The organism is Saccharothrix sp., from assembly GCF_031180885.1.
Taxonomy (GTDB): domain Bacteria; phylum Actinomycetota; class Actinomycetes; order Mycobacteriales; family Pseudonocardiaceae; genus Actinosynnema.
In genome coordinates this window covers 56,912-78,872 of record NZ_JAPSLK010000036.1, presented here as the reverse complement: position 1 = coordinate 78,872, position 21,961 = coordinate 56,912, and the positions used below count along the sequence as shown (strand labels likewise).

General features: G+C 70.8%; 23 protein-coding genes and 1 pseudogene. 8 read left to right on the top strand and 16 right to left on the bottom strand.

Annotation, left to right across the window (positions count from 1 at the left end; genetic code table 11):
• Positions 1–102: 102 nt before the first annotated feature.
• The 5 genes from RIN75_RS30440 to RIN75_RS30420 form a co-directional block, all read right to left on the bottom strand.
• A complete protein-coding gene (locus RIN75_RS30440; protein ID WP_309115488.1) occupies positions 103–1,248 on the bottom strand; it encodes a serine hydrolase domain-containing protein in 1,146 nt (381 codons plus the stop codon).
• Positions 1,249–1,323: 75 nt separating this feature from the next.
• Positions 1,324–1,962, bottom strand: a complete 639-nt coding sequence (locus RIN75_RS30435) for a cation transporter (RefSeq protein WP_309115487.1) — start codon at positions 1,960–1,962, stop codon at positions 1,324–1,326.
• Complete coding sequence (locus RIN75_RS30430) at positions 1,959–2,291, bottom strand: metalloregulator ArsR/SmtB family transcription factor (RefSeq protein WP_309115486.1); 333 nt, start codon at positions 2,289–2,291, stop codon at positions 1,959–1,961. Before RIN75_RS30430 ends, RIN75_RS30435 begins: the two co-directional genes overlap by 4 nt.
• Positions 2,292–2,457: 166 nt before the next feature.
• Positions 2,458–2,739 (bottom strand): DUF4287 domain-containing protein, encoded by a 282-nt coding sequence (locus RIN75_RS30425; RefSeq protein WP_309115485.1) that lies wholly within the window; start codon positions 2,737–2,739, stop codon positions 2,458–2,460.
• A gap of 104 nt (positions 2,740–2,843) precedes the next feature.
• Positions 2,844–3,230 carry a hypothetical protein gene (locus RIN75_RS30420; RefSeq protein WP_309115484.1) on the bottom strand — a complete coding sequence of 129 codons (387 nt, stop codon included), beginning with the start codon at positions 3,228–3,230 and terminating at the stop codon, positions 2,844–2,846.
• 127 nt (positions 3,231–3,357) lie between these two features.
• Between RIN75_RS30420 and RIN75_RS30415 the strand changes: the two genes are divergently transcribed.
• Both RIN75_RS30415 and RIN75_RS30410 read left to right on the top strand, forming a co-directional pair.
• Entirely contained in the window at positions 3,358–4,464 is a 1,107-nt protein-coding gene (locus RIN75_RS30415; RefSeq protein ID WP_309115483.1) for a sensor histidine kinase, read from the top strand.
• Positions 4,461–5,123, top strand: a complete 663-nt coding sequence (locus tag RIN75_RS30410) for a response regulator transcription factor (protein ID WP_309115482.1) — start codon at positions 4,461–4,463, stop codon at positions 5,121–5,123. The genes RIN75_RS30415 and RIN75_RS30410 overlap by 4 nt, the downstream gene beginning before the upstream one ends.
• Positions 5,124–5,642: 519 nt before the next feature.
• Here the strand turns inward: RIN75_RS30410 and RIN75_RS30400 are convergent.
• From RIN75_RS30400 to RIN75_RS30390, 3 genes are all read right to left on the bottom strand, one after another.
• Entirely contained in the window at positions 5,643–6,320 is a 678-nt protein-coding gene (locus RIN75_RS30400; RefSeq protein ID WP_309115481.1) for a Crp/Fnr family transcriptional regulator, read from the bottom strand.
• A gap of 94 nt (positions 6,321–6,414) precedes the next feature.
• A complete protein-coding gene (locus RIN75_RS30395; protein ID WP_309115480.1) occupies positions 6,415–6,615 on the bottom strand; it encodes a hypothetical protein in 201 nt (66 codons plus the stop codon).
• Positions 6,616–6,763: 148 nt separating this feature from the next.
• Positions 6,764–7,753, bottom strand: a complete 990-nt coding sequence (locus RIN75_RS30390) for a LacI family DNA-binding transcriptional regulator (protein WP_309115479.1) — start codon at positions 7,751–7,753, stop codon at positions 6,764–6,766.
• 136 nt (positions 7,754–7,889) lie between these two features.
• Between RIN75_RS30390 and RIN75_RS30385 the strand changes: the two genes are divergently transcribed.
• A complete protein-coding gene (locus RIN75_RS30385; protein WP_309115478.1) occupies positions 7,890–10,700 on the top strand; it encodes an AbfB domain-containing protein in 2,811 nt (936 codons plus the stop codon).
• A 46-nt stretch (positions 10,701–10,746) separates the two neighbouring features.
• Here RIN75_RS30385 and RIN75_RS30380 read toward each other — a convergent pair whose 3' ends face one another.
• The 7 genes and pseudogenes from RIN75_RS30380 to RIN75_RS30350 all read right to left on the bottom strand — a co-directional run bounded on the left by RIN75_RS30380 (position 10,747) and on the right by RIN75_RS30350 (position 14,654).
• Positions 10,747–10,890 carry a hypothetical protein gene (locus RIN75_RS30380; protein ID WP_309115477.1) on the bottom strand — a complete coding sequence of 48 codons (144 nt, stop codon included), beginning with the start codon at positions 10,888–10,890 and terminating at the stop codon, positions 10,747–10,749.
• Positions 10,875–11,324: pseudogene (locus RIN75_RS30375) on the bottom strand (endonuclease/exonuclease/phosphatase family protein); the annotation flags it as partial. The pseudogene RIN75_RS30375 and the gene RIN75_RS30380, both read right to left, overlap by 16 nt.
• Positions 11,305–11,430 carry a hypothetical protein gene (locus RIN75_RS30370; RefSeq protein ID WP_309115475.1) on the bottom strand — a complete coding sequence of 42 codons (126 nt, stop codon included), beginning with the start codon at positions 11,428–11,430 and terminating at the stop codon, positions 11,305–11,307. The gene RIN75_RS30370 and the pseudogene RIN75_RS30375, both read right to left, overlap by 20 nt.
• Positions 11,431–11,506: 76 nt before the next feature.
• The gene (locus RIN75_RS30365; protein WP_309115490.1) at positions 11,507–11,767 is read right to left on the bottom strand and encodes a carboxylesterase family protein; all 261 of its coding nucleotides are present in this window, start codon (positions 11,765–11,767) and stop codon (positions 11,507–11,509) included.
• A 66-nt stretch (positions 11,768–11,833) separates the two neighbouring features.
• A complete protein-coding gene (locus RIN75_RS30360; protein ID WP_309115474.1) occupies positions 11,834–12,721 on the bottom strand; it encodes a peptidase in 888 nt (295 codons plus the stop codon).
• 122 nt (positions 12,722–12,843) lie between these two features.
• Positions 12,844–13,515: a class I SAM-dependent methyltransferase gene (locus RIN75_RS30355; protein ID WP_309115473.1), complete on the bottom strand. Its 672-nt coding sequence runs from the start codon at positions 13,513–13,515 to the stop codon at positions 12,844–12,846.
• On the bottom strand, positions 13,512–14,654 hold the full coding sequence (locus RIN75_RS30350) for an ABC transporter substrate-binding protein (RefSeq protein WP_309115472.1): 1,143 nt from the start codon (positions 14,652–14,654) through the stop codon (positions 13,512–13,514). The genes RIN75_RS30355 and RIN75_RS30350 overlap by 4 nt, the downstream gene beginning before the upstream one ends.
• 109 nt (positions 14,655–14,763) lie before the next feature.
• Here RIN75_RS30350 and RIN75_RS30345 point away from each other — a divergent pair, with 109 nt between their 5' ends.
• The 5 genes from RIN75_RS30345 (at position 14,764) to ligA (ending at position 20,576) form a co-directional block, all read left to right on the top strand.
• The gene (locus RIN75_RS30345) at positions 14,764–15,507 is read left to right on the top strand and encodes an ABC transporter ATP-binding protein (RefSeq protein WP_309115471.1); all 744 of its coding nucleotides are present in this window, start codon (positions 14,764–14,766) and stop codon (positions 15,505–15,507) included.
• Entirely contained in the window at positions 15,504–16,277 is a 774-nt protein-coding gene (locus RIN75_RS30340; protein WP_309115470.1) for an ABC transporter permease subunit, read from the top strand. The genes RIN75_RS30345 and RIN75_RS30340 overlap by 4 nt, the downstream gene beginning before the upstream one ends.
• Positions 16,278–17,080: 803 nt before the next feature.
• Positions 17,081–17,476 carry a hypothetical protein gene (locus RIN75_RS30335; protein ID WP_309115469.1) on the top strand — a complete coding sequence of 132 codons (396 nt, stop codon included), beginning with the start codon at positions 17,081–17,083 and terminating at the stop codon, positions 17,474–17,476.
• A gap of 97 nt (positions 17,477–17,573) precedes the next feature.
• Complete coding sequence (locus RIN75_RS30330; protein WP_309115489.1) at positions 17,574–18,515, top strand: glutathione S-transferase C-terminal domain-containing protein; 942 nt, start codon at positions 17,574–17,576, stop codon at positions 18,513–18,515.
• Positions 18,516–18,590: 75 nt separating this feature from the next.
• Positions 18,591–20,576, top strand: a complete 1,986-nt coding sequence (gene ligA, locus RIN75_RS30325) for an NAD-dependent DNA ligase LigA (protein ID WP_309115468.1) — start codon at positions 18,591–18,593, stop codon at positions 20,574–20,576.
• A 36-nt stretch (positions 20,577–20,612) separates the two neighbouring features.
• Here the strand turns inward: ligA and RIN75_RS30320 are convergent, their stop codons facing one another.
• A complete protein-coding gene (locus tag RIN75_RS30320; RefSeq protein WP_309115467.1) occupies positions 20,613–21,692 on the bottom strand; it encodes a hypothetical protein in 1,080 nt (359 codons plus the stop codon).
• Positions 21,693–21,961 lie beyond the last annotated feature (269 nt).

Here is a 21,961-nt window from a genome sequence, read left to right as displayed (position 1 = left end):
GCGCTCGACCCCTCAGCGCTCGACCCCTCAGCGCTCGACCCCTCAGCGCTCGACCCCTCAGCGCTCGACCCCTCAGCGCTCGACCCCTCAGCGCTCGACCCCTCAGCGCTCGCAGAACAGCCGGTCGACGATCCGGTCCGAGGACGCGGCCAGCTCGGCGATGTCCTGCGGACGCTCGCCGTGGGCCCCGGTGAACGCCATGGCGATGCTGCGCCTGCCGTCCGGCGACACCCCGCCGCGGCTGATCACGCCGGCCGTGTTGCCGCCGTGGTCCCAGTAGTGTCCGCCGCAGGACAACGGTTTCCGGTAAAGGCCGAGCCCGTAGGCCAGGTCACCACCCGCCGGCACGGTCCGGGTCAACTCGGCCTGCTGCGCGGGCCGGAGCAGTTCGCCGGAGACCAGGGCGCGGAAGAACCGGTTCACGTCCCGGGTCGTGCTGGTGATCTCGCCGGCCGCGTCGCTCACGGTCGGGTTGAACTCGGTCGTGTCCGACAGCTCGCCGCCGAACTCCCACTGCTGGTACGCCCGCGCGTGCGGGTGGGGCAGGCGGTGGTCGTCGCCGGGCACCCGCGTGTCGGTCAGCCGCAACGGCCGGATGATCCGCCGCTCGACCTCGTCCCGCCAGCTGTTCCCGGTCACCGCCTCGACGACCAGGCCCGCCACGACGTAACCGGTGTTGCTGTAGCGCCAGTCGGTTCCGGGCGCGAAGTCCGGCGGGCGGGACACCGCGAGGGCGACCAACTGCCGTGCTTCGTAGTGGTCGAACCGGTGCTGCTCGAAGCCCTCGCGGCCCTGCCCGGGCAGGGCCGCGCGGTACTCGTGCAGGCCGCTGGTGTGCTGGAGGAGGTGCCGGACGGTGATCGCCGAGCCGTCGTTGCCGTTGCCGCGGATCAGGCCGGGCAGGTGCTGCTCGACGGTGTCGTCCAGGCCGAGCCTGCCTTCACCGACCAGTTGCAGCACGACCGCGGCGACGAAGCTCTTGGTGTTGCTGGCGATCCGGTAGTGCCCGCCGGTCGGCACCGGCCGCCCGGTCCGCACGTCGGCCACCCCGCCGGCCACCGCCCACCCGGTCCCGCGCTCGGTGACCACCCGCGCCTGCGCCCCGAGCACACCGCGCCGGTGCAACGCGTCCACGTCCTGCTGGAGTTCGGCGCGGGTGTACCCGACCGGTTCGGCCGCCTGCGCGGGGATCGTGAAGCACAACGACATCGCCACCGCCACGCCGGCGGTCTGGTGTGGAAGTCCCATGCCGACCAGCCTCGCGGGCCGCCCGCTCGGACACATCGGACCGGGGTCGTGGTCCGGGGTCCGACCACGGTCTGATCAACAGCAGTGCTCCCCGCGCCACGCCTCGCGCCCCTCGCGCACCGCCACGGCCGCGATCACCAGCGCCACCACCGGATCCGCCCAGTACCAGCCGAACAACGAGTTCACCAGCAACCCGACCAGCAGCACGCCGGACAGGTACGTGCACAGCAGCGTCTGCTTCGAATCCGCCACCGCGCTCGCCGACCCGAGTTCCCGGCCGGCACGGCGTTGGGCGAGGGACAACACCGGCATCACGACCAACGACACCGCCGCCAGCACGATGCCCACCGTCGAGTGCTCGGCGGGTTCCGCGCCCAGCAACGCCCGTCCCGCCTCGACCGCGACGTAGGCGGCCAACGCGAAGAACGACACGGCGATCACCTTCAACGCCGTCCGCTCCCGGGCCTCGGGGTCTGCCCCGGAGAACTGCCACGCCACCGCGACCGCGGACGCGACCTCGATGACCGAGTCCAGCCCGAACCCGATCAGGGCGGTGGAGGACGCGATCGCGCCGGCCGTGATCGCCACGACCGCCTCGACCACGTTGTAGGCGATCGTCCCCGCGACCAGCCACCGCACCCGGCGCGTCAACACCTCGCGTCGTCGGGTGTCGACCACCGTTGTCCCGCAACACCCGTCGGTGCACGTGCTCATGCGGGCACCTCCTCGTCGTTCAGGCACGGCTCGGTGGTGTCGACCGCGAGGACGACCTTGACCAGCTCGTTCAACGCCCGGGTCAGGTGGGCGTCGGCGAGGGCGTAGCGGACCTGGCGGCCCTCGTAGGTGGCCACGACGAGCCCGCAGCCGCGCAGGCACGACAGGTGGTTGGAGACGTTCGACCGGGTCAGGCCCAGGTGGTCGGCGAGCTGCGCGGGGTAGCTCACGCCGTCCAGCAGCGCCACGAGGATGCGGCAACGGGTCGGGTCGGACAGCGCTTTGCCCAGCCGGGCCAACGCGTCTTCCCGCGTCTCGCACTTCAGCATGGACGGAACAGTACAGCACTCGCTGTACTGTTGCTCGTCTCCGCCGGGAGGTGCGAGGTGTCGACGTCTTTGCGTGATCGTCGCGGCGGCCTGGACGGTGACCGCGTCGTGCGCCGCCGACGGCATCGCCCGCGCGGTCGCCCGCCCGCTCCGGGCGCCTTGGGGCCTACCGGTTCGCCAGGCCGTCGATCCGCAGCGTCGTCGACTCGTCGCGGTGGCTCCCCGTGCTGCCGACGTGCTTGTCGCTGATCTCCGTGCCGTTCTTCAGGACGTGGAACAACGCCATGCCGTGGCCGCGGCCCAGGTCGTAGTCGGTCTTGAGCCAGTCGAGGACGACGGCGGCCTTCGTGGTCGGGTCGTAGCCGCGGCCGGTTGCTTCGGCGAGCAGTTCGGCGGGGGTCTTGCCGGTCTTCTTCTCGATGGCGTCGAGGTAGGCCTGGAAGGACATGGCGTTGTCTCCGTTCGTGTCGTTGCGCCAACTCTACGACAAGACGGATTGTCCTGACAATTTTTCTTTTCGGTGAGGGGAGGTCAGGGTCGGACCGGGTCTGGTCAGGCCAAGGCGTCCCGGACCTTCGCGATCACGGCGGCCTCCACGTCGGCGACCTGGCCGTCCGCGGCGGCGACCTCGTGGCAGATCGCCTCGACGGCCTGCGGGAACGTGGCGGCCTCGGCGGGGTCCTTGGCGGACAGGATCTTCATCGAGTTGCGGAGGGCTTCGAGGACTTCGCTCTCCAACTCGGCGTCGGCCAGCGAGGACAGGTCGACCCGGGCGGCGTGCAGGACGACGCGGAGTTCGGGGGAGAGGTTGGTCAGGGCTCTGAGCCCGGCGTAGCGCTCCTGGATCACGGGTCCGGGGTCGGCGTGGGACACGAGGACCATCACGCCGAAGACGGCTTTGCGCAGCGTACGACTCTCGTCGTCGGAGTAGAAGATCATGCGACCAGCCTAAGCGACTCACCCCACCGGCCCCGCGAGGGAGGACCGGAGTACCGCGGGCGCGGTAGGTGGTGGGTGCTTCGCGGGGAGGACGTTCGGCGGGGACGGGGTCGTTAAGGTTCGGGGTATGAGAGATCGGCGGGGGGTGGCGTGGGACTGGGGGATCGGGGTCGGGGTCGCGGCGATCCTGGTGGTCACCGGGGTTTCCGGGGCGCAGTCCGCGAGCTGGCCCGCGTACCTCCTGCCGGTCGTCGGCGGGCTGGCGTTGGTGTGGCGGCGGGAGTGGCCGCGGGTGGTGCTCGGGGTCACCGGGGTGTGCGCGGTGGGGGCGCAGGCGGCTGGGTTGGACCTGCCGGCGGTCGCGTACCTGGTCGCCGTGTACACCGCCATGCGGGCCGGGCACCGGTGGCCCGTGGTGATCGGGTCGGTGGGGTTGTTGCTGGCCCTGCCGTTCGCGGACATGCTGGCCGAGCCCGGTGGCGCGGCGGCGGACTCGTTCCGGCACGCGCGCAGCGTCCTGGAGATCGGGTGGTTGGTCGGGGTCGCGGGCGCCGGGGAAGCGTTGCGGCAGGCCGAGCGGCGGGCCGATGAAGCCGAGCGGACCAAGGAGGAGACCGCGCGGCGCCGGGCCAACGAGGAGCGGTTGCACATCGCGCGGGAGTTGCACGATTCGTTGACGCACCAGATCTCCGTCATCAAGGTGCAGGCTGAAGCGGCCGTGCACTTGGCGCGCAAGCGCGGGGAGGAGGTGCCGCCGGCGTTGCTGGCGATCCGGGACGCGGGGCGCGAGGCCACGCGGGAGTTGCGGGCCACCCTGGGTGCGCTCCGCGACGACGACGTGTCGCCGCCGCGCGGGATCGACCACGTGAACGGGCTCGTCGAGCAGGCCCGCGCGACCGGGCTGGACCTGACCCTGACCATCGACGGCCCGCGGCAGGACGTGCCGGCGGCCGTCGAGCGCACCGCCTACCGGATCGTCCAGGAATCGCTGACCAACATCACCCGCCACGCCGACGCCGCCCGCGCCGAGGTCCGCATCGACTTCCGCCCCGACGCCCTGGACATCCTGGTCGAGGACGACGGCACCGGCGCCACCGCCGGCCCCACCCCGGGCGTCGGCCTGCTCGGCATGCGCGAACGGGTCACCGCCCTCGGCGGGCGACTCCGGGCCGAACCCCGCACCGGCGGCGGCTTCACCGTCCACGCCGAACTCCCCGTGGAGCGCAAGTCGTGATCAAGGTCCTGCTCGTGGACGACCAGCCGCTCATCCGCAGCGGCTTCCGCGCCCTCCTCGACGCCGAGGACGACATCGAAGTGGTCGCCGAAGCCGGTGACGGGCGCGAAGCCCTCGACCGCATCCGCGAACTGCGGCCCGACATCGCCCTGGTCGACATCCAGATGCCGGTCCTCGACGGGGTCGAGACGACCCGCCGCATCGCCGCCGACCCGGATCTCGCCGGCACCCACGTCGTCATCATCACCAACTACGGCCTGGAGGAGTACGTCTTCGACGCGCTGCGCGCGGGGGCCGCCGGGTTCCTGGTCAAGGACGTCGAACCGGAGGACTTCCTGCACGCGGTCCGGGTCGCGGCCCGCGGTGACGCGCTGCTCGCCCCCTCGATCACCCGCAAGCTGATCGACCGCTACGTCACCCAGCCGCCGCACCTGACCACCGGCGCCGTCCTCGACCAGCTCACCAACCGGGAACGCGAGGCCGTCGTCCTGGTCGCCCGCGGCCTGTCCAACGACGAGATCGCCGACCACATGGTGATCACGCCGTTGACCGCCAAGACCCACGTCAACCGCGCCATGACCAAGCTCCACGCCCGCGACCGCGCCCAACTGGTGGTCCTGGCCTACGAATCCGGCCTGGTGACGCCAGGCAACCAGTAAGCGGCCCCGCGGGAAGGGGTATTTCCGCGACCGTGCCCGTGGCGCCGGCGGTCGCGGTGATCGTCGCGCCGCCGGCTGGGTGTCGGTGTGGGCGGTGTCGGTGACCGTGGCGCGGTCGGTGCCGTTGGCGTAGACGACGTACCCGGTGACGCCGGTGTTGTCGCTGGAGGCCCGCCAGGTCAGGCGGATCTGGCCGGAGGTCGGTTCGGTGAGGGTGAGGTTGCCGGGGCGGTCGGGGGCTGGGTGTCGCCGCCGGTCGGGCCGTGGACCTCGAACTCGGACACGCGGGCGGCGGGCCAGCCGGTGTTCGCGGTGACGTCCAGGCGCACGTACCGGGCGGTCGTGGCGGGGAAGGCGAGGGCGAGCAGGCCGGTGGTCAGGCGTCGGCGGAGCTGCGGGCGGGTCGTGGGCGGTCCTCTGTTCGCAACCGCTGTTCCCGCCGGCGTTGCTGTTCTTCACCGACCTGTACGTGTTCGTGTTGCCGCACAGGGCGAAGTGGCAGGCCCGCCGCGCGATCCGCTAGGGGAGCTGCTGCCCCGAAGCGATGAGGTCCAGGCGCGGCAGGTCGGGGACGAGAACGGCCCGGCGGGTGCTGGTGAGGACCACGCCCGCGTCGCGCAGCCGGCTGAACGCCTTCTCGGCCGTGCGGGACTTCATGCCCGCGATCGAGGCCAGTTCGACGTTGGTCAGCGGCAGGTCCAGGGTCCAGCCGCCGGTGGTCCGGGAACCGTGGTGGCGCACCAGGTGGCCCAGGACCCGCGCGATCCGGGTGGCGGCGTGGTGCGGCATGGCGCGGCGGAGTTCGTTGGCCCAGCGGACCTGGTCGGCGCGCACCCGGAACAGCTCCACCAGGACTTCGCGGTGGAAGTCGACGAAGTCCAGCAGCTGGTGCTGCGGGATGAGCCGCCCGGTGACCGGGCCGCACGCGACCACCGTGGCGGAACGGGGCTGGCCGTCCAGCGCGGCCATCTCACCGACCAGGTTGCCCGCGGACAGGACCGCGAGCAGCGCCGCGTCCCCAGCCTCGTCGGTCGCCCTGACTTTCACGGCCCCGGTCAGCACCAGGACGGCGTGCCCGTCGTCGCCGCCTTCGCTGAACACGACCTCGCCCGACCCGTACCCGACCGGCCCGCCCAGTTCCAGCAGCGCCCCCGCCACCCGGTCGGAAAGTCTCTCCAGCAAGCTCGCACCGCTCATGTCCGCGCCCCCCCGCACCGATGTCCCAGTCCTCTTCACGTCGTCGGCTCGACCATCTCACCATTCCGCAGTCCTGCGGAGGGCCAGGGGTCGGTCAGTAGCGGCGCAGGTCGAACAGGTGGCGGGTGGACTGGGCGACGAACCTGCCCTCCGCGCGGATCCGGGCGTCCATGCGGCGCAGGGTGTCGCGGTAGCGGTCGACGGTGAAGTCGGGGACCCACCACACGCACTTGCGCAGGATGTAGACGACCGCGCCGATGTCGAAGAACTCCATGCGGCACCGGGCGATGCGCACGTCCTCGACGTGCAGGCCCGCCTTCTCCGCCTCGTCGGCCTCGGCGTGCGGGTCACGGCCGTCCGGACCCGACTGGGGGCCCAGGAAGTACTCGGTCAGCTCGATCGCCGAGCTCTTCGAACGTGCGCATGACGACCATGCTCGCCGATCAGCCGCCCGTGCTCTCGCGAATTTCCAACCTGAACGGCGTCTGCACTTGTTCGTGTGGTCGGTCCGGGCTCTCCGTGCGGTGCCGCAGGAGGGTCACCGCTTCCTCGGCGATGGCGGCCTTGTCGGGCGCGATCGTGGTCAGGGACGGGCGGTGGTAAGCGCCTTCCTCGTTGTTGTCGAAGCCGACCACGGCCAGGTCCTCGGGCACCCGCAGGCCCAGGTCGGCGGCCGTGCGGAGGGCGCCGACCGCGAGGAGGTCGTTGAAGCAGAACACCGCGTCCGGCGGGTCGGGCAGCTCCAGCAGGGACTTCATCGCGGCGGCGCCCTCGGCGCGGTGGTAGTGCAGGGCGGTGGCCACCAAGGACTCGTCGAACGGCAGGCCGGCCGCCGCCAAAGCCGCCCGGTAGCCCTTGAGGCGCAACGCGGCCGTGCCCCGCGCCGGGTGCGCGCCGATCGCCGCGATCCGCTTGCGCCCCAAAGAGGCCAGGTGCGCCACGGCTTCCTGCGCCGCGCGGACGTTGTCGATCCCGACCCGGTCGATGGGCAGGTCCACGGTGTGCTCGCCGAGCATCACCACCGGCAGCGCCAGGTCCGCGAAATCGGTCTCCAGCAACGCTTCCGGGCTCACGATCGCGCCGTCCACCAGGTGCGTGCCCAGCGCGGCCAGCGCCGCCCGCTCGCCGTCCCGGGTGCCCAGGGTCTGCTCGATCAGCACGTTCCACTCGTGCGCCTGCGCCGCGCGCAGCACCAGCCCGGCCAGTTCGGAGAAGTACGGGATGCCCAGCTCGGGCAGGACCAGGGCGAGGAAACCGGTGCGGCCCCGGCGCAGGTTGCGCGCGCCGAGGTTGGGCCGGTAGCCGGTCGCGGCCAGCGCCTCCTCCACCCGCCGGCGGTTCTCCGGCTTGACGAAGGCGTGGCCGTTGACCACGTTCGACACGGTCTTCACCGACACGCCGGCTAGCTCGGCGACGTCCTTGAGCGTGGCCAACCCGCTGCCTCCCGGTTGTTGAGCGTGTGTGATCGTACCCGTCCAGCGGGGCTTTACAACGTTGTACCAACGATGTAAAAACCATTCGAGTGACGCGAGTCACGTCGTCGCACGTTCCCTGCCCTGAAGGAGTCCGATGCGTCGCCTGATCGCATTAGCGGTGACCGCCCTGGTCACCGGGCTCGTCGCCCCGACCGCGTCCGCCGCCGTGGTCCCGAAACCGCCGCCGCTGACCACGCCGTGGACCGGCCAGGTCTCCACCACCAACCCGCTGCCCGAGTACCCCCGCCCGCAGATGACCCGCCCGGAGTGGCAGTCGCTCAACGGCGAGTGGGAGTTCCTCAACCCCGCCACCGACGCCGCCGGCAACGTCGACCGCTACGCCGCCCCGCCCCTGGGCCGGACCCTGCCCGAACGGGTCCTGGTCCCCTACCCGATCGAGTCCGGCCTGTCCGGCGTCATGCGCAACGACAACCGCGACCTGATGTTCTACCGCCGCACGTTCACCGTCCCGGCCGCCTGGAACGGCCGCCGCGTCCAACTGCACTTCGGCGCGGTCGACTACGAGGCCACGGTGTGGGTCAACGGCACGCAGGTCACCACCCACCGCGGCGGCTACGACCGGTTCGAAATCGACATCACCGCCCAACTGCGCGGCGGTGCCAACGAACTGGTCGTCCGCGTGTACGACCCGACCAACGGGCGCGGTGAGAAGCAGCCGGTGGGCAAGCAGGTCAACGACCCCAGCGGCATCTTCTACACGCCGTCGTCGGGCATCTGGCAGACCGTGTGGCTGGAACCCACCCCGGCGTCGTCGATCTACTCCGTCGACATCTACCCGAACCTGACCGACAACACCGCCCGCGTCCGGGTCTTCACCCGAGGGAACGTCAACGGGCACAGCGTGTTCGCCGAAGCGATGACCGGCACGACCGTCGTGGGCAGCGCCACGGGCGGCTTCACCGAGTTCACCGTGCCGGTCCCGAACGCCCGGCGTTGGTCGCCCGACGACCCGCACCTGTACGACCTGCGCGTCTCGCTGCGCAACGCCGGCGGGGTGACCGTCGACCGGGTGGTGAGCTACTTCGGGATGCGCGAGGTCGGCACCAAGTTGGTGGACGGCGTGCTGCGGCCGACGTTGAACGGCGAGTTCGTCTTCCAGGTCGGCACCCTGGACCAGGGTTTCTGGCCCGACGGCCTGTACACCGCGCCCACCGACGCGGCCCTGGCCTACGACCTCCAGAAGCACAAAGACCTGGGTTTCAACATGGTCCGCAAGCACATCAAGGTCGAACCGGCCCGCTGGTACTACCACGCCGACCGGCTGGGGCTCCTGGTGTGGCAGGACGTCCCGTCCACCCCGACCTCGGACGCCAACCGCACGCCCGCGCAGATCGCCCAGTTCGAGACCGAGGCCCGCGAGATCATCGACGAGCACCGGTTCTCACCGGCCGTGATCACCTACGTGCCGTTCAACGAGGGCTGGGGCGAGTGGAACCTGGAAGACACCAAGCGGGTCACCACAGCGCTCAAGAACTACGACCCGACCCGCCTGATGAACGCGCACAGCGGCTACAACTGCTGCGCCTCCAAGGGCGACCCGGGCACCGGTGACATCATCGACTGGCACGTCTACACCGGCCCCGACGCCCCGCGCCCGTCCTCGACCAGGGTGTCCGCGCTGGGCGAGTTCGGCGGCATCGGCCTGCGCAACCCGGGCCACGAGTACAGCCCCAACGGCCAGTTCTTCGCCTACGAACAGGTCTTCAGCACGGCCCAGCTCAACGACCGGTACACCGGCATGGTCCGCGACGTCCGGCAGTTGATGACGACCAAGGGCGTCTCGGCGTACGTGTACACGGAGATCACGGACGTGGAGGGCGAGTACAACGGCCTGTTCACGTACGACCGCCGGGTCCAGAAGGTCGACACGGCCCAGGTCCGCGCCGCCCACCAGGACCTGATCGACACCTCACGCAACCTCAACTCGCCGGTCAAGCTCACCGCGGGCCACGTCCGTTCCTTCCGCGTGACGACTCCCGGCTACACCGACCGCTACCTCCGCCACGCCAACTCACTGGCCCGCACCGACGTCATCACCACGGCCGGTCCCGACCAAGCCCGCCAGGACGCCTCGTACCGGACGGTCCCCGGCCTGGCCGATCCCCGCTGCTACTCCTTCGAATCCGTCAACCAACCGGGCCGCTACCTCCGCCACGCGTCGTGGCGGGTCCGGACGGACAGCGACACCGGTGGCACGTTCCGCGCCGACGCCACCTGGTGCGCACGGCCGGGTCTCGCCGGAGGCGGGACCTCGTTCGAAGCCCTGAACAACCCGGGCGCCTACCTCCGCCACTACGCGGAGAACGTGTACCTCTCCCGCTCCGGCGGCCCGAACCCGTGGGACGCCCCGGCGAGCTTCACCGCGGACGTGACCTGGGAGACCACCGCGCCCGCTCTGTGGCGCAGCTCGGTGCACCTGGCCACCGACACCCGCCAGTCCCTGAGGGTGACGACGTGGGGCTACACCGACCGGTACCTGCGTCACCGCGACAGCCTCGCGTACACGGACGTGGTCGACGCCAACAGCAGCGCCCTTCTCAAGGCCGATGCCACCTACACCGTCCGACGCGGCTTGGCGGACTCGTCGTGCTACTCGTTCGAGTCGGTCAACTACCCCGGCCAGTACCTGAGGCACGCCAATTCGAGGGTCCGGAACTCGCCGGACGACGGCTCGGCGCTGTTCCGCGCGGACGCCACCTTCTGCGCCCGGCCGGGACTCGGCGGCACGGGCGTGACCTTCGAATCGATCAACCTGCCGGGCTCGTACCTGCGGCACTACAGCGCCGCCGTCTACATCGCGTCGGGCGACGGCACCGACTCCAACCGACCGCAAACCCTGACGGCCGACAGCAGTTGGGCCATCGCACCGCCCTGGACGCCGTAATGCGAGTGCTGCGCGCGCCCTTCGGAGGGGCGCGCGCAGCACTCGTTTAAGAGGCGAAGACGGGGTAGTGGTCCGAGTAGTCGTTGTACGAGTAGGTCTTGAACCACGACGTGACCGTCCACACCGGACTCTTCACCCGCCTGGTCTCGTTCACCAGCCGGGGACCCTGCACGGTCAGCACGTAGTCCAAGTCTCCGACGCGTATTCCGGCCCGTACTGGTCGCGGCAGACGCTGTTGTCCGCGCAATCCCACGAGTACGGGTGACCCGTGTAGGTAGGTGCGGGAGCCTTCAGGTCGCTCAGCATCGCCGGGTACTCCGCGCTGCCCTTGATCACGTTCAAGTCCCCGGCCACGTACAGCGGTTCGGTGGTCGGGATGCGTTCGGCGGCGACGAAGGCGGCGATCTCGGCGCGTTGCTTCGCCCGGACCGAGGCCGGGGTCACCGAGCAGGACGAGTCCTCGGCCTGCATGTGGGTGCCGATGACGTGCACCGGACCGGCGGGGGATGCCAGTCGGACGTAGGCGAAGCCCTTGTTGGCCATCCAGTCCGCGCCGCAGCCGTCCCGGTACACGTCTGCACGCGCCGGGTGATGGGCCACCGCCTCAGCACCGCCACCCCGCCGTCCTCGGCGGCCGAGTCGAGGGGGTCGCCGGGGTGGCGGTGGCGGGCGTCCCGGCCAGGTCGAGGGTGGCGATCAGGCAAGACGTGAGCAGGATTCGCGTCTTCATGGGCGCAGATGGTGCACTGCGCTCATCAGGCGCACAAGCTCTGCGGGGGTCCTGTCAGCGGTCGGACGACGGGTGTTCACCGTGCAGGGGCAGGGCGGGGAATGTGTGGTCCTGCCAGATCTTGTGGGACCGGGCTTCCGGGTAGACGGCCACGCTGCGGAGGCGGTGGTCCGTAGGAAAGGGCTTCGCGGACGCCGTCCCAACGGTGTGCCGGCTGCGGGGTGGTGAAGCGGAGTGCGCCTACAGGGGGTTGGGCGAAGGGGATGTCTTTGAAGACAGCGATGTCCGCGTCGGTGGTGCCTCGGACCGCGCCTGTCGTCGTGCGGACCTCGGGCATCGCGGTTCCCTCCACGCGGCGATCATGCGCGCCGCGTGGAGGGAGCGCGAACCGTTTACGCAGGCGTCAGGCGGCCTGCGCGCGGTTGTACAGGTTCTGGGCGTCGGTGCCGAAGTACGGGCCGAACATCCAGTTCGGGAAGAGGTTGATCTTGTAGCTGTTCACCGAGTTGACCGTGCCGGTGCCGGTCGCCTCGGAGAACGTCTTGAACCACGGCCCGCCGCTGGAGCCGCCGGTCATGTTGCAGGTCATGCCGATGCCGTTGCTCAGGAACGCGTTGAACGTCCGGCCGCTGCAGTAGATGAGCTTGCTGCCGTCGTACGGCGAGGCGGCGGGGTAGCCGAAGGCGTACATGTTGTCCGCCTTGGCCTGGTTGAACGCGATGCCCTGCGCGCCCACCACGTCGGTCAGGTACCGCCCGCCGACCTGGCCGACGACGATCGCGCCGATGTCGTAGTTGATGTCCTCGGAGGCGTCCCACTGCGGGGTCGCGAAGGTGGCGCGGGCGTTCCACGTGCCGTAGGGGGCGTTGCCGCTGTCGTAGGCGGGCACGAACGCGACGTTGGTGTGGTACGCGCCGTCGAGCTTCACGCAGTGCCCGGCGGTGATCACCGTGCTCTTGTTGCCGCTGGTGACGGCGTTGCCGCTGCACGAGGCGTTGCGGCCCTGGTAGGTGAAGAACACGCGGCCCGCGGTCTTGACCACGGCTCCGCCGCCGCTCCACGCGCCGCCGCCGTGCGGGAAGGCGAGGGGTTCGACGGTGGTGGGTTCGCCGGTCGGGACGGTGTGGCGCAGCTTGGTCGGGCTGACGGTGAGGGTGTCGAGCGGGACGGCGGAGCGCATCCGCTCCGGCGTCCAGTAGGTCCCGGGCGCGGACTGCGCGGCGGGGACGGCGACCAGGGAGAGCGCTAACGCGCCGGCCAGGGTGACCAGGCGTTTCACGGCACGGTTCATGATCTTCCACCTCTCGTGGGTCGATCAACGGCAGGGGACCGTGACGTGAAAATTACTCAACACCGCTCGGGTGGGGCTCCGGCGAACGGGTGACGCCCTGGATCATGCGGTCCACGTGATGATCACGCGGTCCACGTGATGCCGCAGAGGTAGCGGTCCACGGTGTCGTCGAAGCGGACGCCGGGGAACGCGGCGCGGTAGTGCGCGTGGCACTCGCTCCGGGACGGCGGCCGGTTGCGGGTGACGTGGTCGAGCCACACCGGGTGCAGGCGCAGCCGCAGCACGTCGGCGGCGACGGACGGGGAGCGGTGCCGGGTGGCCATCATCGCGGCCACCCGGAACGCCTGCCCCCGGTGCCACCAGCGGTTGCGGCCGGGCGGGTTCACCACCTCGACCGCCACCAGCCGACCGCCGGGGGCGACCAGGTCGCGGACGTGGGGGAGCACGCGGGGGTAGTCGCCCACGGCGAACAGGGTGTTGACCGCGAACACCAGGTCGAAGCGGCCGTCCCGCTCCGCCGTCACCTCGAACAGGTCGCGCGCCTGGTAGTCGATGTTCGGCCGGCCGCGTTCCGCCCGCGCGATGGTGATCTCGCGTTCGGCGGCGTCCACCGCGAGCACCGACTCGTACCGGTCGGCGAGCAGACCGCTGTACCGGCCGGAGCCGCACCCCAGGTCGAGCGCACGACCGCCGCGCGCCGGCACCGCCGCCCGCAGCCACGGCCGGTACAGCACGTCGGTGATCTCGGCGTAGCGCTGGTAGTGGCGCGCCAACACGTCGAAGTGCGAGGTCACCACTTGACCTCGGACGAGATGAACTCGTTGCTCACCACGTCCTCGGGCTTCAGGTCGGCCTTGACGGCCCGGCGCTTGGCTTCCAGCAACGGCTTCAGATCGGCTACGAGCTTCCCCACGCGGGTCAGGTCGAAGTCGCCGACGACCGGGGTGACGCCGTCGTGGCTCAACCCCAGCGACCGCATCTGCTCCTGGGCGTACCGCGCGCGTTCGACGCTGTACTGGGTGCCCGCGTTCAGCTCCCGCACCATGCGCACCAGCGCGTCGTTGGTGGGGCCGGGGTCCTTGATGTAGGCGACGGTGCTGCGCTGGAGCATCGGCACCAGCCTCCGCAGGCAGGGCGCCAGCCGCTCCTGTTCGGCCGCCGAGACCGCCAGCGCCTCCGGGTAGATCGGGTAACCGCTGTCGTGCACCAGGGCGAAGGTCACCGGCCGCTTCCACGGCTCCACCTCGTGCTCGTACCGGTACGGCTCGTTGGTGGCGTAGCCCTGCTGGGCGATCGCGCCGTCGGCGGACACGAACCGGGCCGGCGAGCCGTCGTACGAACCGTCCACCTGAGACTGCTTCAACTTCCCGCTGTGCACCAGGTAGTCGATGTAGGAGGCGCCGTTGGCGTGGACGACCGTGGTGTCGGTGCGGCCGATGTCCTCGATGGTGCGCCAGTCCGGGTGCCGCTCGGGTGACCACATGATCATCTGCGGGGACTTGTCGAGCGGCGCGAACACCGCGCGGGTCGGGAAGGAACCCGCTTCCTGCACCGCCTCGTCGGTGGCGATGCTGCCCAGCGTGATCGACGAGTCGGCCGCCATCAGCGCGGACACCCGCTGGAACCCGGTCACCGGGCCGCCGGCGCGCACCTGCAACCGGACCCCGGTGTCGCGCCCGTCGTCGAGCAGCGGCCCTTCCACCGCCTTGCGCTGGCTGTCCACGGTGAACCCGCTGCCCAGCATCCGGTACAGGCCGCCGTGCTCGGCCTGCGGGAACCAGTTCATCTGCACCACTACCGTGTCCGGGCAGGAACCGCGCAGCGACTCGGCGGCCGGCGGCGGCGCTTCACCGCCGGGGCCTTCCGCGGTCGCGCAACCGGCGACGGCCGAGGCGAAGACGATGATCGACAGCAGACGACGGCCGGCTAACATTGCGCTAGGTCCCCCTCAGAACCACGACGATCTCGCTGCGGTGGCGGTGTTCCCTGCCCAGGCTGTCACATCGGCGGTCACGGTCGCCGGCAGTTCCGACGGAGGCTCGATGACCGCACGACCCGAACCGTTGCTGGAACTCACCGGCATCGCGCGGTCGTTCCCCGACGGTGTGACAGCCGTCACCGAAGTGGATCTCACGGTCCGGCGCGGGGAGATCGTGGCGTTGATGGGGCCGTCGGGGTGCGGGAAGAGCACTGTGCTGCAACTGGCGGCGGGGCTGGACACGCCCACCGCGGGTGCGGTCGCCCGGCACACCGACCGGGTCGGCTACGTCTGGCAGGACCCGACGCTGCTGCCGTGGCGGACCGCGCGGCGCAACGTGGAGCTGTTCGAGGAGTTGGACGGGGTTCCGAAGGTCGAGCGGCGGCAGCGGGCGGAGCTGGCGTTGGCCGGGGTTGGGCTGGGCGAGTTTCTTGATCATCGGCCCGCGCAGCTGTCCGGTGGGATGCGGATGCGGGTGGCGCTGGCCCGGGCGCTGGTGGTGGAGCCGGAGCTGTTCCTGTTCGACGAGCCGTTCGCCGCGTTGGACGAGTTGACCAGGCACGAGTTGGGGGACGAGTTGCTGCGGCTGTTCGCGCTGCACGGGTTCGGGGCGCTGTTCGTCACGCACTCGGCGGGGGAGGCTGTGCATTTGGCGGACCGGGTCCTGGTGATGTCCGCGCGGCCGGGTCGGGTGGTGGCTGAGGTTTCGGTGCCGTTCGCCCGGCCCCGGCCGCCGGACGTGCGGTCGTCGCCGGAGTTCGCGGCGTTGGTGGGGGCGGTGTCGCGGGCGATGGTGGGGGCGTCGTGAGGCGGGTGGTGCCACCGCTGGTGGTGCTGGTGTTGGTGTTCGGTGCGTGGACCTTCTTCAGTTATGTGGTGCTTCCGCCGCGCCGGCGGTTCTTGTTGCCGCCGGTGGACGAGGTGGTTCGGGTCGGGTTCCTGGATCCGGACAACCGGGCGGAGCTGCTCGCGGGGTTGGGGCTGACCAGCCGGGTGGCCGGGATGGGGCTGCTGATCTCGGTGGTGCTCGGGGTGGGGCTGGCCGTGGTGATGGCTCAGTCGCGGTGGTTGGAGCGGGCGGTGTACCCGTACGTGGTCGTGCTGCAGACGATCCCGGTGCTGGCGCTGGTGCCGTTGTTCGGGTTCTGGTTCGGGTTCGGGTTTCCGAGCCGGGTGCTGGTGTGCGTGTTGTTGTCGTTGTTCCCGTTGGTGGCGAACACGCTTTTCGGGATCCGGTCGGTGCCCAGGGCGCAGCACCAGTTGTTCGACCTGCACGGGGCTGGGCGGTGGGCGCGGTTGTGGAAGCTGCAACTGCCGGCGGCGCTGCCGGCGTTGTTCACCGGGTTGCGGATCGCGGCGGGTGGGAGCGTGATCGGGGCGGTGGTGGGGGACTTCTTCTTCCGGCAGGGCGAGCCGGGGCTGGGGGTGTTGATCGACAACTACCGGTCGCAGCTCGCTTCGGCGCAGATGTTCGCGGCGGTGGTGTTGGCTAGTGGGTTGGGGATTGCGGTGTTCCTGGTTTTTGGTGCGTTGGCCCGGTGGGTGGTGGGTCGGTGGCACGAGTCGGCTGACGGCTGATGGACGCGCTCCGCGTGGCGGGCTGCTCCCAGCCACGGTGGGGGAATCGACGCCCTTGCCCTCCCTCGGTTGGGGGTTCTTCCGGCGGCTTTTGATCTTGAGCGCGTAGCGCGTTTTTAGAGCGCGAAGTGCGTTCATCCTCGAGTGGTGGTGAGCGCGTCCTGTTTAGACCCGCGAAGCGTGGATTTGAGCGGGGAGCGTCTCGTTCAAAGATCAAAAGCGCCTCGCCGGCGGGCGAGCCGCCAAGGATGACACAACCGCAACTGCGGGGGCTTCTTGCTTGTGTCATCCCCGCATGACCACCGCATGACCTCCGCATGACCACCGCATGACCCGGCAAAGCCGACCACAGATTTCCCGGGTGCGGCTAAAAGCTTTTACTCGTTCCTCGCAAAACTTTTTGGCTGCACCCGGGAAATCTGTGCTAGCCCTTCGGGCGGGCCATACGGGGATGACACGAGCAAGAAGCCCAGGTTGAGGTTGTGTCCGCTCGGGCGGACTGCCCGCTCGGCAGGGCCGATCGCGCTAGCGGCGCGATGGAGTGGGTGCGAGCCGTGCGGTGGAGTGGGCGAACGGCGCGGTGGAGTGGGCGAGCGGTGCGGTGGGGTGTGCGGGCGGCGCGGTGAGGCTGTGGCCTCCGGCCCCGGTTCCATTGTCCCATGGGGTACCGACAATTTCGGTGACGGCGGGAGTATGGGGCGGTCGGGGGTGAGCACTCGGTAGGTGTGTTCGGGCATGGCGGTGATCGTCGGTGAAGCCCGCGGGCCACGGCAAACGGAATTGCGGTGTTCAATGGAGGTGTGGTGATCAACGAGAACACGGTCCTGTCGGTCGGGCTGCACCCGAGCGCCGTTGACTACAGCCGCTACCCCGGATTGGACGAGGCGACGCTGACGGCGCGGATCGAGGCGGGGGAGGCGGTCTTGCGGGCGGCCGGGTTCGACTTCGTGTCGTGTCAGGTGCCGGCGGTGCCGGACGAGGCTGATGTGGTGGTGCGCGAGCGGGTTGCGGGTCGGTTGTTCCGGGTGGCGATGATCGGTGCGGGTGTGCGGATGGCGGCCGAGCACACGCTGCTGTTCGAACGGCTGGTGAACGTGCTGACCGAGGTCTCGCCCGGCATCCGGTTCTGCTTCAACACCTCGCCGGAGACCACGGTCGACGCCCTGCGCCGCTGGGTCGAGCCGAGCGGAACCGCGTAGGCTCGGTTTCGTGAGCGCGACGAACGACCACCCGGAGCACGCCACCGGCGGCACCTACTCGGTCAAGGGCAAGGCCTTCACCCGGGACACCAACTACATCACCACCCGGATCACCGCCGACGGCCGTGACGGGTTCCCGGTGACCCCCGGGCGGTACCGGCTGATCGCGGCACGGGCGTGCCCGTGGGCCAACCGGTCGATCATCGTGCGCCGGCTGCTCGGGCTGGAGGACGCGATCTCGCTCGGCCTGCCCGGCCCGACGCACGACGCGCGCTCGTGGACCTTCGACCTCGACCCCGGCGGCCGGGACCCGGTGCTGGGCATCGAACGCCTCCAGGAGGCCTACTTCAAGCGCGACCCGGAGTACCCGCGCGGCATCACCGTGCCCGCGATCGTGGACACCACGACCGGCGCGGTGGTGACCAACGACTTCGCCCAGATCACCCTGGACCTGTCCACCGAGTGGCGCGAGTTCCACCGCGAAGGCGCGCCGGACCTGCTTCCGGAGGCCCACCGCGAGGAGATCGACGAGGTCAACCGGCGGGTGTTCACCGAGGTCAACAACGGTGTCTACCGGTGCGGCTTCGCGGGCAGCCAGGAGGCCTACGACGAGGCCTACGACCGCCTGTGGACCGCGCTGGACTGGCTGGAGGAGCGCCTGTCGACCCGGCGCTACCTGGTCGGCGACACGATCACCGAAGCCGACGTGCGGCTGTTCACCACGCTCGTGCGCTTCGACCCGGTCTACCACGGGCACTTCAAGTGCAACCGGAACAAGCTGGTCGAGATGCCGAACCTGTGGGGGTACGCGCGCGACCTGTTCCAGACGCCGGGCTTCGGCGACACGATCGACTTCGCGCAGATCAAGCAGCACTACTACGTGGTGCACAAGGACATCAACCCGAACCAGGTCGTCCCCAAGGGCCCCGACCTGTCCGGCTGGACGACCCCGCACGGCCGCGAGGCGCTCGGCGGCCGGCCGTTCGGCGACGGCACCCCGCCGGGGCCGGTCCGGGAGTCCGAGCGCGTCCGGGCGTGAGCCCGCTGTCCACACGCGACGCCGTCGGCGCGGTGCGGCCGGTTTTTGTCGGTGGTCACCGGTAGCGTCTTCCACGTGGACGTTCGGGAGCGCATTCAGGAACTCGCTGACCAGGTCGTGGTGCTGCGGGACGCGTACTACCGGGGTTCGCCCAAGGTGGCGGACGCCGAGTACGACGCGATCGAGGACGAGTTGCGGGGGCTGATCGAGGCGCACCCCGACCTCGCCCCCGACCCCAACCCGTTGGACCAGGTCGGCGCGCCGGCGGTGCTGCACGCCCCGGTCCGGCACTCGCGGCCCATGCTGTCGTTGGAGAAGGCGACCAGGCCCGAGCAGGTCGCCGCCTTCTTCGACCGGTTCCCGGGCCAGCCGGTCGTGGTGATGCCCAAGCTGGACGGGCTGTCGCTGGCCGTGGTCTACGAGGACGGGCGGCTCGCGCGCGCGGTCACCCGGGGTGACGGCACGACCGGTGACGACGTGACGGTGCTGGTCAAGGCGCTGGTCGACGGCGTCCCCGACCGGGTCGACGCGCCTGGCCGGGTCGAGGTGCGCGGCGAGGCGGTCATGCTGCGCTCCACCTTCGCCGCCTACAACACCGCCCACCCGGACAAACCGCTGATCAACCCGCGCAACGCCGCCGCCGGCACGCTGCGCGCCAAGGACCCGGCCACGGTCGCCGAGCGCCGCCTCCAGTTCTTCTCCTTCGACCTGGACGCGGGCACCGCCGCCGCCGACCTCGAACAGGGTCTGCGGACACTCGGGTTCGCGGTCGCCGACATGCGGCACTGCACAGACGCCGAGGCCGCGCAGGCGGTCATCGCGGAGATCGAGGCGCAGCGCAACGACCTGGACTACGACCTCGACGGTGCCGTGCTGCGGCTGGCCGACCGGGACGCCTACGCCGCCGCCGGGACCCGGTCGAGTTCACCGCGCGGCGCGCTGGCCTACAAGTTCGCCGCCGAGGAGAAGACCACGGTGCTGGCCGACGTGGTGTGGGACGTCGGCAAGACCGGCAAGATCGCGCCGGTCGCGGTGCTGGAGCCGGTGTTCGTCGGCGGCACCACGGTCACCCGCGCCACGCTGGCCAACCAGGAGGTGATCCGGGCGCGGGGCATCCGGATCGGGGACACGGTGCTGGTGCGCCGCGCCGGTGACGTGATCCCGTTCGTCGCGGGTGTCTTGGACGAGTCGGCGCGCACGGGGGCGGAGCGGGAGATCGTGCCGCCGGTCGCGTGCCCGTCCTGCGGTCAGGCCGTCGTCGAGCAGGGCAACAGCCGGGAGTTGTTCTGCACCAACGTGGCCTGTCCGGCGCAGACCGTGCGGCGGCTGGTGCACTGGGCGTCGCGGGCGGCGGCGGACATCGAGGCCGTCGGTCCGAAGTGGATCGAACGGCTGGCCGAGGCCGGCCTGCTGGAGCACCCGTCGGACTTCTACCGCCTGACCCAGGAGCAGTTGCTGGAGTTCGACCGCATCGGCGAGGTGTCGGCGGCGCGCATGATCGAGTCGATCGACGCCAGCCGGGGAGTGGGGCTGCGGCGGGCGCTGATCGGCCTGGCCATCCCGATGGCGTCCGAAGGTACGGCCACCCGCCTGTGCCGGGCGGGATTCGGGTCGCTGGAGGAGGTGGCGGACGCGCCCGAGGAGCGGCTGGTGGCCGTGGAGGACATCGGCCCGAAGGTCGCCGCATCCCTGCACGAGCACCTGACCCGCTTGCGTCCGGAGCTGGAGCGCCTGCGGCAGTACGGGGTTTCGCTCGACGTGCGCGACGAGGACCTCCCGCCGGTGGTCGCCTCCGACGCGCCGCTGGCGGGCAAGACGGTGGTGATCACGGGCGCGATCAACGACCCGCGCTCGGGCGAGAAGGTGCCGCGGCCGACGTTCCAACGGCTGTGCGAGAAGGCGGGGGCGACTGCCGCGTCCTCGGTGTCGGCGAACACGGACCTGCTGATCACGGGGGCGGACGTGGGCGCGAGCAAGCTGACCAAGGCGGAGAAGCTGGGGGTGGCGGTGGTCGACCAGGGCGAGATCTGGCAGCAGCTGATCGCCGCCGGCATCGTGTAGCGGGCCGGCCTCGGGTAGCGGCCGGGCGCGCGGGAACTACCGCAGCCACCCGCCCCTGGGCGCGGAGTCGTAGATCTTCCGCAGCCAAGGCCGGCGGACGGCGGGGAGTCTCGCCAGGGTGTGCCGGAAGACGCGCGCGTCGGCCCAGAACAGGTGGTTGGTGTGCGGCGGTAGCGGGTCGTCGCGCAGGACGTCGAGGGGCACCCCGCCGGTCGCGGGCGGCAGCGGGTGCGTCTGGTGGAACGCCAGGTGCATCCACACGTCCGCCTCCAGCGGCACGACGGCCGACCCGCCGGCGGGCTGCCACGGCTCGCCCGTCTGCGGGTGCCGCGGGACCAGGGCGATGTCGGGCTCGCCCACCCCGGACAGGCCGGCCCCGGACCTGCCGACCCCGGACAGACCCGGCCCGACCAGGGCCACCTCCCGCTCCGGTGGTCCTTGCGGGAGCAACACGTCGAGCGCGGGGCGGAAGACGGCCGTGACCAGGCCGCCGGGAAGGGCCACCGGCCGCCCGTCCGCGGCCACCACCAGGTGGGCCAGGGCCATCCCGACCGCCGCCTGCCACCGCGCGTCCCAGTGCCCGGCCGGGTCGACCGGCGGGGTGCTCCGCCGTTCCCGCGCCAACTCCTCCCAGCTCGCCACCGGCGGCTCGGGCACGTCGACGTCGAGCCGGCGCACCGCGTCCGGGACCAGCCACACGGCCTGCCAGTACCCGCAGTCGTCGATGCGCGTGGCCACCTCCTGCCCGCAGCGCGCGCATGCCACGTTCGGACCGTCACCTCCGCTCAACCCCAGGCAATATCCCTCGGACCGCTCGGGGATCAGCACGGTCCCACGGGTGTCGCCCGGCGCGACGGCGACGGCCCCGGGTGTACCGCAGGGCAAGGAGAACTCCGGCGCGAACACTCCGCGCGCCCCTGTCTCCTCTTCGCTGAACTCCGCCCACCGCCGCCACGGCGCACCGAAGTGCTCCGGGTTCACCGCATAGGTCCCCGGCTCGACGAGCAAGGGCATCAGCTCGTGCCCGTAGTGCTGGTGGGTGTGCGCGGGCAGCGCGACCCGCGACACCGGAACGGTGAGCACCGCATCGCAGCGTGCGCACGCGAAGACGACCATGCGTCCTCCCCCGGACACACGAATGATCCGGTCTCGGTGGCCGCTTGCCAACCCCCTTTCGAAAAGGATTGGTCGGCGATATTCCTCCGCGCGCGGTACCAGGTATGCGAGCAACCCTGTCCGCATTAATGTGGATTGCCGTTGCCCCAACGGTTTTCGCTGGCCGCGGGCCGTCGAGAATGGGTCGGCGGGTCCGGTAACGTGGGGCCGCGCGCGAACGACAGGGTGGGTGATCACCGGCCGCCGAATTCGACGGCGCGGGGGTTTTC

Excerpts from the sequence above, each read along its gene's own strand:
- RIN75_RS30440 (WP_309115488.1), bottom strand. The coding sequence starts at position 1,248 with ATGGGACTTCCACACCAGACCGCCGGCGTGGCGGTGGCGATGTCGTTG.
- RIN75_RS30435 (WP_309115487.1), bottom strand. The coding sequence starts at position 1,962 with ATGAGCACGTGCACCGACGGGTGTTGCGGGACAACGGTGGTCGACACC.
- RIN75_RS30430 (WP_309115486.1), bottom strand. The coding sequence starts at position 2,291 with ATGCTGAAGTGCGAGACGCGGGAAGACGCGTTGGCCCGGCTGGGCAAA.
- RIN75_RS30425 (WP_309115485.1), bottom strand. The coding sequence starts at position 2,739 with ATGTCCTTCCAGGCCTACCTCGACGCCATCGAGAAGAAGACCGGCAAG.
- RIN75_RS30420 (WP_309115484.1), bottom strand. The coding sequence starts at position 3,230 with ATGATCTTCTACTCCGACGACGAGAGTCGTACGCTGCGCAAAGCCGTC.
- RIN75_RS30415 (WP_309115483.1), top strand. The coding sequence starts at position 3,358 with ATGAGAGATCGGCGGGGGGTGGCGTGGGACTGGGGGATCGGGGTCGGG.
- RIN75_RS30400 (WP_309115481.1), bottom strand. The coding sequence starts at position 6,320 with ATGAGCGGTGCGAGCTTGCTGGAGAGACTTTCCGACCGGGTGGCGGGG.
- RIN75_RS30385 (WP_309115478.1), top strand. The coding sequence starts at position 7,890 with ATGCGTCGCCTGATCGCATTAGCGGTGACCGCCCTGGTCACCGGGCTC.
- RIN75_RS30370 (WP_309115475.1), bottom strand. The coding sequence starts at position 11,430 with ATGAAGACGCGAATCCTGCTCACGTCTTGCCTGATCGCCACCCTCGAC.
- RIN75_RS30365 (WP_309115490.1), bottom strand. The coding sequence starts at position 11,767 with ATGCCCGAGGTCCGCACGACGACAGGCGCGGTCCGAGGCACCACCGAC.
- RIN75_RS30360 (WP_309115474.1), bottom strand. The coding sequence starts at position 12,721 with ATGAACCGTGCCGTGAAACGCCTGGTCACCCTGGCCGGCGCGTTAGCG.
- RIN75_RS30350 (WP_309115472.1), bottom strand. The coding sequence starts at position 14,654 with ATGTTAGCCGGCCGTCGTCTGCTGTCGATCATCGTCTTCGCCTCGGCC.
- RIN75_RS30345 (WP_309115471.1), top strand. The coding sequence starts at position 14,764 with ATGACCGCACGACCCGAACCGTTGCTGGAACTCACCGGCATCGCGCGG.
- RIN75_RS30320 (WP_309115467.1), bottom strand. The coding sequence starts at position 21,692 with ATGGTCGTCTTCGCGTGCGCACGCTGCGATGCGGTGCTCACCGTTCCG.